The 14,414-nt window shown below is 73.0% G+C and carries 2 protein-coding genes and 1 pseudogene; all 3 read left to right on the top strand.

Annotation, left to right across the window (positions count from 1 at the left end; translation table 11 throughout):
• Positions 1-28 precede the first annotated feature (28 nt).
• A complete protein-coding gene (locus ACZ4Z1_RS41695) occupies positions 29-7,192 on the top strand; it encodes a type I polyketide synthase (protein WP_468491935.1) in 7,164 nt (2,387 codons plus the stop codon).
• A 44-nt stretch (positions 7,193-7,236) separates the two neighbouring features.
• A pseudogene (locus ACZ4Z1_RS41690) lies at positions 7,237-12,636 on the top strand (type I polyketide synthase); the annotation flags it as partial.
• A 36-nt stretch (positions 12,637-12,672) separates the two neighbouring features.
• On the top strand, positions 12,673-14,414 hold a 1,742-nt coding region (locus tag ACZ4Z1_RS41685; RefSeq protein WP_468491934.1), incomplete at its 3' end, for a type I polyketide synthase.

The following is a 14,414-nucleotide window of genomic DNA, read 5'->3' as shown; positions in this document are numbered from 1 at the left end:
GGAGCCGATGCTGGCGGAGTTCCGGCGGGTGGCCGAGGGGCTGTCGTACGAGGCTCCGCGCATCCCGCTTGTCTCCAATGTGACGGGCGGACTCGTCACCGAGAGCATCGTCTGCACGGCCGACTACTGGGTGCGGCATGTGCGGGAGACGGTGCGCTTCGCCGACGGCGTGCGTGCTCTGGCTGCCGAAGGGGCCTCTGTGTTCCTGGAGTTGGGCCCGGACGGGGTGCTGACGGCGATGGCCCAGCACATCCTGGACGAGACGGCTGTGGCCGTTCCGGCCTTGCGCAAGGACCGCCCCGAAGAGACCGCGCTGCTGACCGCGCTCGCCCACCTGCATGTCAACGGGGCCGGGGTGGACTGGTCCGCCTGGTTCGCCAACACTGGTGCCCGCCGCGTGGGCCTGCCCACCTATCCCTTCCAGCACCAGTGGTTCTGGCCGGAGGCCACGCCCGCAGGGCGTGCGCAGGACGGCCCGCAGGACCCCGTGGACGCCGAGTTCTGGGACGCGGTGGAGCGCGAGGACCTGTCGTCGCTCTCCACCGGCCTCGACCTGGACGATGCCGCGCTGGCCACCCTCGTACCCGCCCTGTCCGCCTGGCGCCGCAAGCGCGTCGAGCACTCGACCGTCGACGGCTGGCGCTACGAGGTGTCCTGGAAGCCGCTCAGCGGCATGCCGGCGGGCACGCTCCCGGGGCCGTGGCTGGCGCTCGTCCCGGCAGGCCATGTCGACGACGAGGGGAACGCGGCCGTGATCGCAGCCCTCGGTGAGTCGGCCGTCACCGTCGAAGTCGACGCGACCGACTGCGGCGCACTCGCCGGGCAGCTCACCGAACTCGGCGCGCACAGCGCCGGGTTCACCGGAGTGGTCTCTCTTCTCGCCACCTCGTACACCGACACTCTCCCCTCCGGACCGGCATGGCCCGACGAGCTGCTGCGAGCCCTGGCGGACGCCGGAATCGACGCCCCGCTGTGGTGCGTCACCCGCGGCGCGGTGTCGGTGAACCACTCGGAGACCGCAATCCGCGTCGCCCAGGCGGCGGTGTGGGGCCTCGGCAGGGTCGCGGCCCTGGACCACCCGGACCGCTGGGGCGGCCTGGTCGACGTGCCGCAGGTGCTCGACCGCCGTTCGGCCGGACGGTTCCGCGCCGTACTGTCCGGCGCCGGTGACGAGGACCAGGTGGCTCTGCGGCCCTCCGGTGCCTTCGGGCGGCGGCTGGTGCGCGCGGACAGTACCCCCGTGGCACCGTGGCAGCCGGCCGGCACGGTCCTGGTCGTCGGCCCGGTGTCCGGCGCCGGCGGACACTGCGCCCGCTGGCTCGCCGGACAGGGCGCCCGGAACCTGGTACTGGCCGACCCCGCCGCACCCGACACGACGCAGCTGCGTGCCGAACTCGCCGCCGCGGGCACGTCGTTGACGGTGATCGACGGTGCGCCGGCCGACGGCGAAGCGCTGCCGGCCGCACTCGCCGCGCTCCCGGAGCAGGCGCCGCTGACCGCCGTGGTCCACGCGGGCGGCCCGTCCGACGCCGACGCGTACGGACCCGCCGCCACCGAGGATCCCGGCGCCGCTCTGGCCGCGCTGCGTGCGGACGTGGAGAGCCTGGCGGCCGTGGCCGAAGCGGCGGCCGGCGACCGTCCCCTGGACGCGTTCGTCCTCTTCTCCTCGATCGCCGGTGCCTGGGGTGCCGGCGGCCGGGGCACCGAGGCGGCGGCCGGCGCCCAGCTCGACGCCCTGGCGAGCACGTTGCGCGCACGCGGACTGCCCGCCACGACGGTCTCGTGGGGCGGCTGGGCCGACACCACCTCCGACAGCCTGGCCGCCCATCTGCGGGCCAACGGGCTGCCCGCGATGGCCCCCGAGCGGGCCCTGACCGCGCTCGCCCGCTCCCTCGGCACCGGCGCCCCCTCGGTGACGGTCGCCGACGTACGGTGGGACGGATTCGCGCCCGCCTTCACCCGCAACCGGCGCACCACCCTCTTCGCGGAACTGCCCGAAGCCCGCGACGCGCTGACGGACCCGGGCAGCACCGGACAGGGCACGGCGGACACCACGACCGGCCTGCGGGCCGAACTCGCCGCCCGCCCGGAAGCGGAACACACCGACATCCTGCTGGCCCTGATCCGCACCCAGGTGGCCGCGGTGCTCGGGTTCGCGGACGCCGACGCCGTACCCTCCGGCCAGGCGTTCAAGGACCTCGGCTTCGACTCGCTGACCGCGGTCGACCTGCGCAACCAGCTCGCCACCGCGACGGGCCTGACGCTGCCCGCCACCCTCGTCTTCGACTACCCCACGGCCGAGGCGCTCGCCGGTCACCTGCGGGCCGCACTCCTCGGCGAGGACGGGCGGGAACTCCCCGCGGTGGCGCGGGCCGAGGGCGCCGGCACCGCCGAGGACCCGGTCGCCATCGTCGGCATGAGCTGCCGCTACCCGGGCGGTATCCGTTCGCCCGAGGACCTGTGGCAGCTGGTCATGGACGAGACGGACGCCGTCGGGGGCTTCCCCACGGACCGCGGCTGGGACCTGGACCGGCTGCTGCACGGCGACCGGGACGGCCACGGCCGGACCGTCACGCGCGAAGGCGGGTTCCTCTACGACGTGGCCGACTTCGACCCCGGGTTCTTCGGGATCTCGCCGCGCGAGGCGATGGTGATGGACCCGCAGCAGCGCATCCTCCTGGAAGCCACCTGGGAGGCCCTGGAGCGCACCGGCGTCGACCCCGCCCAGCTGCGCGGCGGCGACACCGGCGTGTTCATCGGCGGCGGCTCGGGCGACTACCGGCCCGAGGCGGGCCAGCTGGGCCACGCGCAGACCGCGCAGTCGGCCAGCCTGCTCTCCGGCCGGGTGGCCTACCACTTCGGTCTGGAAGGCCCCTCCGTCAGCGTCGACACGGCGTGCTCGTCGTCCCTGGTGGCACTCCACCTGGCCGCCCAGGCCCTGCGCGGCGGCGAGTGCTCCCTCGCCGTGACCGGCGGCGTGACGGTGATGTCCAGCCCGGTGAACTTCGTCGAGTTCGGGGAGATGGGAGCCCTCGCGCCGGACGGCCGCTGCCGGCCCTTCGCGTCCGCCGCGGCCGGCACCGGCTGGTCCGAGGGCGTGGGCGTGCTCGTACTGGAACGGCTCTCGGACGCCCGACGCAACGGGCACGAGGTCCTCGCGGTGCTGCGCGGCTCCGCCGTCAACCAGGACGGTGCCAGCAACGGCATCACCGCGCCCAACGGCCCCTCGCAGCGCCGCGTCATCCAGCGGGCGCTGACCAGTGCGGGGCTGGCGCCGGCCGACGTGGACGCCGTGGAGGCCCATGGCACCGGCACCACCCTGGGTGACCCCATCGAGGCCCAGGCGCTGCTGGCCACCTACGGGCAGGACCGCCCGGAGGACCGGCCGCTGCTGCTCGGGTCGGTGAAGTCCAACATCGGCCACACCCAGGCGGCCGCCGGCGTCGCCGGCGTGATCAAGATGGTGCTGGCGATGCGACACGGCGTGCTGCCCAGGAGCCTGCACATCGACGAGCCGTCGGCGCACGTCGACTGGAGCGCCGGAGCCGTCGAACTGCTGGCGGACGCGGCCGACTGGCCGCGTACCGGCCGCCCGCGCCGGGCCGGCATCTCGGCCTTCGGCGCCAGCGGCACCAACTCCCACGTGATCATCGAGCAGCCCGCGGAAACCGTCCCGGACGAACCCCGGCACCCCCAGGAGGCAGGCGGCCTGCTGCCGGTGCCCGTGTCCGGCGCCGTGCCGGAAGCGCTGCGCGCCCAGGCCAGGCAACTGCACGCCTACGTGACTGCCCGGCCCGGCCTCGGTGTCGCCGAGTTCGCGCTGTCCGCGGCCACCACCCGGTCGGCCTTCACCCACCGGGCCGCCGTCCTCGCCGAGGACCGCGAGGAACTGCTCGCGGGCCTGGCCGCGCTCGCCGACGGAATCGGCGCTCCCCAGGTCCTGCGGGGCCGGGTGCCGGAGCGCCGCGGCAAACTCGCGGTGCTGTTCACCGGCCAGGGTGCGCAGCGCGTGGGCATGGGCCGGGAGCTGTACGACCGGTTCCCGGTGTTCGCCGAGGCCCTGGACGCGGTGGCGGCACGTATGGACGCGGAACTGGACCGCCCCCTGCGGGACGTCATGTTCGAGGACGCGGAGCGGCTGAACGAGACGGGCTTCACCCAGCCCGCGCTGTTCGCCGTCGAGGTGGCGCTGTTCCGCCTGGTCGAGTCCTGGGGCATCCGTCCGGACTTCGCCGCCGGGCACTCCGTCGGCGAGATAGCGGCCGCCCACGTGGCCGGGGTCTTCTCCCTGGACGACGCGTGCCGCCTGGTGGCCGCACGGGCCCGGCTGATGAACGCCCTGCCCACGGGCGGCGCGATGGTCGCCGTACAGGCCACCGAGGAGGAGGTCCGGGTACACCTGACCGACGGCGTGTCCGTCGCGGCGGTCAACGGGCCGCGGTCGGTGGTCCTCTCCGGCGACGAGACCGCGGTCCTCGACATCGCGGAGAAGTTCACCGCCGACGGGCGCAAGACTAGGCGTTTGCGGGTGAGCCATGCATTTCACTCACTGCACATGGACGCCATCCTGGAGGACTTCCGACGCGTCGCCCGCAGCATCGGCTACGACACCCCGGCGATCCCGCTCGTGTCCAACGTGACCGGCGGGACGGCGACCGGGCAGCAGGTGTGCTCCCCGGACTACTGGGTGCGCCACGTCCGTGAAGCCGTCCGCTTCGGCGACGGCGTCCGCACCCTCGCCGAACGCGGCGTGACCGTCTTCCTGGAACTCGGCCCCGATGGCGCGCTGTGCGCCATGGCCCAGGAAACCCTGGACACCCTGCCCACGCAGGCGGTCACCGTCCCGGCGCTGCGCCGGGACCGCGGGGAGCAGGAAAGCCTGGTCACCGCACTCGCCCGGCTGCACGTCGACGGAGCGAACCCGCGCTGGCCCGCCGTACTCACCGGGGCACCGGCCGCGCCCCGCCGCACCGACCTGCCCACCTACCCCTTCCAGTACCAGCGGTTCTGGCCGGCCGGCCGGCCCGCCACCGACACCGGCCCGGCGACGGCCGCGGACGACGGCTTCTGGTCGGCCGTACGGGAAGCGGACTTCGCCGCACTCGAATCCACGCTCCACGTCGAGCGCGACGCGCTGTCCAAGGTGCTCCCCGCGCTCGCGGACTGGCGCCGCAGGCGCGAGGAGGCCGGCACGGTCGACGGCTGGCGGCAGCGGATCACCTTCCAGCCGCTGACCCGCACGCCCTCCCACACCCCGGCGGGCACCCACCTCGCGGTGATCCCGGCAGGACACGAGCAGGACCCGTGGGTCGCCGACGTCGTCGCCGCCCTGGGCCCGGACACCGTACGCCTCACCGCACCCGGCACCGACCGCACCACCCTGGCCGGACTGCTGCGCCGACAGGCCGCCGAGGGGCGCGAGTTCCGTGCCGTGGTCTCCCTGCTCGCCCTCGCCACGGAACCCGCCCACCCGGCCCACGCCCCCGAGGCGCTGGCCCTCACCACCACCTTGATCCAGGCGCTCGGCGACGCGGACCTCGCCGCACCCCTGTGGTGCGTCACCCGCGCAGCGGTCACCGCCGTACCCGGCGACTCCACGACCGCACCCGCCCAGGCCGCCGTGTGGGGCCTGGGACGGGTGGCTGCCCTGGAGCACCCGCGGCGCTGGGGAGGTCTGATCGACCTGCCCGGCACTCTGGACGAACGGTCCGCGGCCCGCCTCGCCGAAGTCATCGCCGCACCCGGCGGCGAGGACCAGATCGCGATCCGGCCCTCCGCCGTACTCGGCCGCCGGCTGGAACCCGTTCCGGCCGGCCGGGACGTCCAGGAGTGGAACCCCACCGGAACCGTCCTGATCACCGGCGGTACCGGAGCACTGGGCGCCCACGTGGCACGCGAACTGGCCCGGGCGGGCGCACGGCACCTGCTGCTCCTGAGCCGCCGGGGCCCGGACGCCCCCGGCGCGGACGCACTGCGCGCCGACCTCACCGCGCTCGGCGCGGACGTCACCCTCACCGCATGCGACGCCGCCGACCGCGACGCCCTCGCGAAGGTCCTGGCGGACATCCCCGAAAAGGCGCCCCTGACCGCCGTCGTCCACACCGCAGGCATCATCGACGACGGCGTACTGGAAAGCCTCACCCCGGACCGCTTCGAGGACGTCTTCCGCGCCAAGGCCGCCTCGGCCCTGGCCCTGCACGACCTCACCAAGGACCTGGACCTGGCCGTGTTCGCCCTGTTCTCCTCGTCCTCCGGAGCGGTCGGCAACGCCGGCCAGGCCAACTACGCCGCCGCCAACACCTTCCTGGACGCCCTCGCCGAACAGCGCCGGTCCCAGGGCCTGGCCGCGACCTCGATCGCCTGGGGCGTGTGGGGCGGCGGCGGGATGGCCGACGACGACCGGGCGGCCGACGTGGCCCGGCGCATCGGCATCCGCCCGCTGGACCCGGACCTCGCGGTCGTGGCGCTGCGCCGGGCCGTCATGGACGGACGGCCCACCGAGGTCGTCGCCGACATCGAACGCGACCGGTTCGTCCGCTCCTTCACCGCCGTACGGCCCAGCCCGCTCCTCGGCGAGCCGGCCGGCACCGGACACCAGGCGGCGGACACCGGTACGGACACCACCGACGCGGACGCCACCGGCGACGCGCTGCGCGAGAAGCTGACGGGCCTGCCGCCCGCCAAGCGCTCCGAAGCCGTACTGGCCCTGGTCCGCACCCGGGCCGCGGCCGTACTGGGACACCCCACGGCCGACGCCGTGGGCGCCGACCGGGCGTTCCGCGACCTCGGCTTCGACTCTCTGAGCGCCGTCGAACTACGCAACCAGCTCGGCGCCGCGACCGGACTGACCCTGACCGCCACCCTCGTCTTCGACCACCCCAACCCCGCCGACCTGGCCGCCCACCTGCTGAGCCTGCTCCTCCCCGGCGAAGGACCGGGGGAGGGGGCCGGTGACGGCGACCTGGAATCCTCCGGCATCAGGGCCCTGCTCGCCTCCGTCTCCGTGGCCCAGCTGCGCGAGATCGGCGTGCTCGGCCCCCTGCTGAAGCTCGCCGCCGAACAGACCGCGGCGTCCCACACCGAGACCGTCGCCGCGACGGCAGCGGACGCCTACGAAGAGTCGATCGACGCGATGGACGTCGCCGGCCTGGTCCAGGCGGCACTCGACGGCAACTCCTCCCAAGAGCACTGAAAGAGCGGACCATGACCACATCCAGTGAAACCGTCGTCGCGGCCCTCCGTGCCTCGCTGAAGGAAGCCGAGCACCTGCGCCGCCAGAACCGCAAACTCGCCGCCGCGGCCACCGAACCCATCGCGATCGTGGCGATGAGCTGCCGCTACCCCGGCGGCGTGAACTCGCCCGAGGACCTCTGGGACCTCCTGGCCTCCGGGAAGGACGCCATCGGCGCGTTCCCCACGGACCGCGGCTGGGACCTCGACGCCCTGCGCGACGCCGGCGTCGACCGGCGCGGCAACGCCGTCAGCCAGGAAGGAGGCTTCCTCGACGGCGTAGGCGACTTCGACGCGGACTTCTTCGGAATCTCACCGCGCGAGTCCGTCACCATGGACCCGCAGCAGCGGCTCCTGCTGGAGACCTCCTGGGAGGCGATCGAGCGCGCCGGGATCGACCCGGTGTCCCTGCGCGGCAGCCGCACCGGCGTGTTCGTCGGCACCAACGGCCAGGACTACGCCTACCTGCTGGTCGGGTCCCTGGCCGACGCCACCGGTGACATCGGCACCGGAATCGCCGCCAGCGCCACCTCCGGGCGGCTGTCCTACACGCTGGGCCTGGAAGGCCCGGCAGTGACGGTCGACACGGCATGCTCGTCCTCGCTCGTGGCCCTGCACACGGCGACCCACGCCCTCAGGGCCGGCGAGTGCTCGCTGGCCCTGGTCGGCGGCGTGAACGTCATGTCGTCCCCAGGCTCCCTGATGGAGTTCAGCCGGCAGGGCGGCCTCGCGGCGGACGGCCGGTGCAAGGCGTTCGCCGACGCCGCCGACGGCACCGGCTGGTCGGAAGGCGTCGGCATCCTCGTCGTCGAGCGCCTGAGCGACGCCCGCCGCAACGGACACCCCGTCCTGGCCGTCGTACGGGGCTCCGCCGTCAACCAGGACGGCGCCTCCAACGGCTTCACCGCGCCCAGCGGCCCTTCGCAGCAGCGGGTGATCCGGCAGGCACTGGCGAGCGCCGGGCTGTCGGCCTCGGACGTGGACGTCGTGGAGGCGCACGGCACCGGTACGCCCCTGGGAGACCCGATCGAGGCGCAGGCGCTGCTGGCCACCTACGGCCAGGGGCGGGCCCCGGAGCGGCCCTTGCTGCTCGGTTCGGTGAAGTCCAACCTCGGCCATACGCAGGCGGCGGCCGGGGTGGCGGGGATCATCAAGGTGGTCCTGGCGATGCGCAACGGTGTACTGCCGCAGACGTTGCATGTGGACGCGCCGTCGTCGCACGTGGACTGGTCGTCCGGCGCGGTGGACCTCCTGACGGGGCCCCGGCAGTGGCCGAAGGCCGACCGGCCGTGGCGCGCGGGTGTGTCATCGTTCGGCATCAGCGGAACCAACGCCCACGTGATCGTGGAACAGGCGGACCCGGCCGAAGAGCCGGCGCCGGAACCACAGCTGGTGCCCGCCGTGGTGCCGTGGCTGGTCTCGGCCAAATCGGAGGAGGCACTGGCGGCGCAGATCGAACGGCTCTCGTCGCTGAGGGGGACCTCGGCACCCGTGGACGTGGGCTTCTCACTCGTCTCGGGCCGTTCGGTCTTCGTGCACCGTGCGGTGCTGCTGGCACAGTGCCCCGACGGAGAGCTGTCCGAGGCGGCCCGGGGCCGCGCGGAGACCGGCCGCCCGGTCGCGGTGCTGTTCTCGGGTCAGGGTGCGCAGCGGGCCGGGATGGGCCGGGAGCTGTATGCCCGGTTCCCGGTGTTCGCGGAGGCGTTGGATGAGGTGCTGGGGCATTTCGATGCCGGGCTGCGGGATGTCATGTTCGGTGAGGTGGGGGGTCTGGATGAGACCGGGTTCACGCAGCCTGCGCTGTTCGCGGTGGAGGTGGCGTTGTTCCGGTTGGCGGAGTCGTTGGGGGTTCGTCCGGACTGTGTGGCCGGGCATTCGATCGGTGAGGTTGTGGCGGCGCATGTGGCGGGGGTGTTGTCGCTGGCGGATGCGTGTGTGCTGGTGGCGGCCCGTGCGCGGTTGATGCAGGCGCTGCCTGCGGGTGGTGCGATGGTGGCCGTGGAGGCGGCGGAGGGTGAGGTGGCCGGACGGCTGGTCGACGGGGTGTCGATCGCGGCGGTCAACGGGCCCGAGTCGGTGGTGATCGCCGGGGCGGAGAGCGAAGCCCTGCGCATCGCGGCAGAATTCGCCGGCCAGGGCCGCAAGACGCGGCGCCTGGCGGTGAGCCACGCGTTCCATTCGCCGTTGATGGAGCCGATGCTGGCGGAGTTCCGGCGGGTGGCCGAGGGGCTGTCGTATGAGGCTCCGCGCATCCCGCTTGTCTCCAATGTGACGGGCGGACTCGTCACCGAGAGCATCGTCTGCACGGCCGACTACTGGGTGCGGCATGTGCGGGAGACGGTGCGCTTCGCCGACGGCGTGCGTGCTCTGGCTGCCGAAGGGGCCTCTGTGTTCCTGGAGTTGGGCCCGGACGGGGTGCTGACGGCGATGGCCCAGCACATCCTGGACGAGACGGCTGTGGCCGTTCCGGCCTTGCGCAAGGACCGCCCCGAAGAGACCGCGCTGCTGACCGCGCTCGCCCACCTGCATGTCAACGGGGCCGGGGTGGACTGGTCCGCCTGGTTCGCCAACACTGGTGCCCGCCGTGTGGACCTGCCCACCTACCCCTTCCAACATCAGTGGTACTGGCCCCGGCCGGCCGCGCAGTCGGGGGATGTGACCGGCGCCGGTCTGCTGCCCGCGGAGCACCCCCTGCTGGGCGCGACACTGACCCTCGCGGACGATGGCGGGGTGGTGGTGCTGACCGGCAGGCTGTCGCTCCGGACGCATCCGTGGCTGACCGACCACGCCATGGACGGCAGTGTGCTCTTCCCGGGAACCGGCTTCCTGGAGCTGGCGATGTGCGCTGCCGACCAGGTCGGCTGTGACCGCATCGGGGACCTCGTCCTGATGCAACCTCTGGTGCTCCAGGAGGAGCGCGCCACTCAGATCCAGGTACTGGTAGGGGCAGCCGACGAGGCGGGCGCCCGCTCGGTCTCGGTGTATTCGCGCCCGGACGGTGACCCCGGCCTGCCGTGGTCCCAGCACGCGGGCGGCACGTTGGCCACGGGGGAGCGGATCGGGGACTTCGGTTCCGCGGTCTGGCCGCCGCGGGACGCGGAGGCCGTTGACCTGGAGGGCTTTTACGAGGGGACCGGGTACGGCCCGGCCTTCCAGGGGCTGCGCTCGGTGTGGCGCTGCCAGGACGGGGCCTTCGCCGAGGTGGTCCTGCCGGACCAGGCCGCCGAGGAGGCCGCATCCTTCGGACTGCACCCGGCGCTGCTGGACGCGGTGCTCCAGACGCACCGCATGGCCGGGGTCGGCAGCGAGAACGACCGGTTCCTGCCCTTTGCCTGGCGGGGCGTCTCGCTGCACGCGGGCGGCGCCTCGGTCCTGCGGGTCCGGGTCGTGAAGACCGGCGATGACTCGATGTCCATCACGGCTGTCGACGTCGAAGGCGCGCCGGTCCTGTCCGCCGAGGCGATGGTGATGCGGGCCTACCGCGACCCCGGCACCGGCGAATCGACGGCACGAAGCGGCGCGGAGCACGGTGAGCTGTTGTCGTTGGAGTGGGTGGCGGGTCCGGAGGTGCAGCCGGCTGAGGTGCGGTGTGTGTCTTTGGGCGTGGATGAGCTGGGGGTCGGGGCGTCGGTCGGGTCCCTGTCGGAGCTGACCGGTGACGAGGACCTTGTGGTGGTCCCCGTATCCGGGCGTGGGGCCGGTGATGTGCCTGCCCGTACCCACGAGTTGACTGGACGGGTCCTGGGTGTGCTTCAGGAGTGGTTGGCCCGGGAGGAGGCGGGGTCCTGCCGTCTGGTGTTTGTTACGCGGGGTGCTGTGGCGGCTGGTGTGGGTGAGCCGGTGGTGGATGTGGCGGCGGCTGCGGTGTGGGGTCTGGTGCGTTCGGCGCAGTCGGAGAATCCGGGGCGGCTGGCGCTGGTGGATCTGGAGGACGGGGCCCTCGGCCCGGTGCTCGGAGAGCTGCCGGGTCCGCTGGCTGCCGGGGAGGCCCAGTTCGTGGTGCGTGATGGTGTGCTGCGGGTGGGCCGGCTGGCCGAACTGGGCGAAGAGGTGGGGGAGGTGCCGCGGGATTGGGATGCGGACGGCACGGTGTTGATCACTGGTGGCACCGGGGGGCTGGGGCGTGAGCTGGCCCGGCATCTGGTGGCCGGGCACGGTGTGCGGCATCTGCTGCTGGTCAGCCGTAGCGGTCCGGATGCGCCGGGTGCGGGGGAGCTGCGGGAGGAGTTGGCGGCCTACGGTGCCGAGGTCGCGGTCCGCGCCTGTGATGTGGCGGACCGGGTGGCGGTGGAGGCGGCCGTGGGTGCGGTGTCTGCCGCGCATCCGCTGACCGCGGTGATCCATACGGCGGGTGTGCTCGATGACGGTGTGGTGACCTCGTTGACGCCGCAGCGGTTGTCGGGGGTGCTGCGTCCGAAGGCGGATGCCGCCTGGCATCTGCACGAGGCCACCAAGGACCTGAACCTGGCCGCATTCGTGCTCTACTCGTCCGTCTCGGGCGTGCTGGGGGCGCCGGGGCAGGGCAGCTACGCCGCGGGCAATGTGTTCCTGGATGCGCTGGCTTCGTACCGGGCGGGTGAGGGGCTGCCAGCGCAGTCGCTGTCGTGGGGTGCCTGGGCGCAGGGCGGGGGCATGACTGCCGCCCTCTCCGACGCGGACATGCAGCGCATGGCCGTCTACGGTGCCGTACCGCTCAGCCCGGAGCGGGGACTGGCGCTGTTCGACGCCGCCACCTCCAGCGACGCGCCCCACCTCGTCGCGCTCGGGCGGGCGTCCGGCCCGGCCCGTGCGCAGAGCCCCGTGCCGTCGGTGCTGCGCGGGCTGGTCAAGGGCGCCCGGCGTACGGCGGTGAGTTCCGCGGGCGGCACGGCAGCGGCCGCGTCGCTCATCGACCGGCTGCGGGCCGCGCGTCCGGAGGAGCGGACGCGGCTGATGGCCGACGTCGTACGGACCGAGGCCGCTGCCGTACTCGGACACGCCTCGGCGAAGAATGTCGACGCGCGGCGGGAGTTCCAGGAGCTGGGCTTCGACTCGCTGACCTCCGTCGAACTGCGCAACCGGCTCTCCACCATCACCGGCCTGCGGCTGAGCGCGACCCTGGTCTTCGACTACCCCAACCCCACCGCTCTCGCCGACCACTTCGTCTCGGAGCTGGTGGACGAGGCCGCCACCGGACCGGCCCTCCTGGCCGAACTCGAACGGCTCGACTCCGCACTCACCGCCAGCGATCCCGACGCCCGCACCAGGGCCGCCGTCGCCACCCGTCTGGCGCAGCTCCTGGACACCTGGCGGGGCACCCCGGCGGAGGAGGACGGCGCAGGGGTCGCCGACCGGATCGAAGCCGCCAGCACCGACGAGATCTTCGCCTTCATCGACAACGAGCTCGGCCGTCACAGCGATCGCTGAACCCGGCCCCCTTATTCACACGGAAGGTTCCACGGCATGCCGAACGACAAGAAGCTCGTTGACTACCTGAAGTGGGTCACGAACGACTTGCACCAGACCCGCCAACGGCTTCGGGAGGTGGAGTCCGCACAGCAGGAACCCATTGCCATCGTGGGGATGTCCTGCCGGCTGCCGGGTGGTGTGCGGTCGCCGGAGGAGTTCTGGCAGTTGTTGAAGGACGGCCGGGACGGTATCTCGGCGTTTCCCACGGACCGCGGCTGGAACCTGGATGTTCTCGCCGGTGACGGAAGCGGCAGCAGCGCGACCGCCGAAGGCGGCTTCATCGACGCCGCCTCGTTCGACGCGGACTTCTTCGGCATCTCGCCCCGCGAGGCCGTGACGATGGACCCCCAGCAGCGCCTCCTGCTGGAGACGTCCTGGGAAGCGTTCGAGCGCGCCGGGATCGACCCCGGGTCCCTGCGTGGCACCGACACCGGCGTCTTCGTGGGCACGAGCGGTATCGACTACACCAACACCGTGATGAACTCCCGTGAGGACATCGAGGGGCACGGCAGCACCGGCCTCATCGCCAGCATCCTGTCCGGCCGGGTCGCGTACAGCTTCGGTCTGGAGGGCCCGGCCGTCACCCTCGACACCGCATGTTCCTCCTCGCTCGTCTCCCTGCACCTGGCGTCCCAGGCACTGCATTCCGGAGAGTGCTCGCTGGCACTGGCCGGAGGGGTGACGGTGATCTCGACGCCGATGAGCTTCGTCGGCTTCACCAGGCAGGGCGGGCTGGCACCGGACGGCCGGTGCAAGGCGTTCGCCGACGGAGCCGACGGCACCGGGTGGTCGGAAGGCGTGGGCGTCTTCGTCGTGGAGCGGCTGTCCGACGCCCGCCGCAACGGACATCCCGTTCTCGCGGTCCTACGCGGCTCGGCCGTCAACCAGGACGGCGCCTCCAACGGCCTGACGGCCCCCAGCGGCCCTGCGCAACAACGGGTGATCCGGCAGGCACTGGCGAGCGCCGGACTGTCGGCCTCGGACGTGGATGCCGTCGAGGCGCACGGCACGGGCACTCCGTTGGGTGACCCGATCGAGGCCCAGGCGCTGCTGGCCACCTACGGGCAGGACCGTGACCCGGAACGGCCGCTGCTGCTCGGCTCGGTGAAGTCCAACCTCGGCCACACGCAGGCGGCGGCCGGCGCGGCGGGACTCATCAAGATGATCCTGGCGATGCGGCACGGAGTCCTGCCGAAGACGCTGTACGCCGATGTCCCGACGTCGCACGTGGACTGGTCGTCCGGTGCGGTGGAGCTGCTGACGGAGCCCGAGGAATGGCCCAAGGCCGACCGGCCGTGGCGCGCTGGCGTGTCGTCCTTCGCCATCAGCGGCACCAACGCCCACGTCATCATCGAACAGGCACCGGCCGTGGAGGAGACAGCCGACGAGGAAGAGCCACTGGCCTCGCCGTCGACCGTGCCGTGGCTGATCTCCGGAAGGACCGAGGAGGCACTGGCCGCTCAGCTTGAGCAGATCTCCGCACTGACCGACCAGTCGCCTCTCGACCTGGGTTTCTCGCTGGCCACCACTCGGACGCACTTGGAGCACCGCGCGGTCCTGCTGTCCGAGGACGGCGAAACCGTCGAGGTGGCGCGCGGATCCGCCGAGCACACGGCCGGGAAGCTGGCGGTGCTGTTCTCGGGTCAGGGTGCGCAGCGGGCCGGGATGGGCCGGGAGCTGTATGCCCGGTTCCCGGTGTTCGCGGAGGCGTTGGATGAGGTGCTGGGGCATTTCGA

It is taken from the genome of Streptomyces sp. NPDC030165, assembly GCF_055573595.1.
The sequence above is the reverse complement of the archived record's forward strand: the minus strand, read 5'-3'. Positions and strand labels throughout refer to the sequence as shown.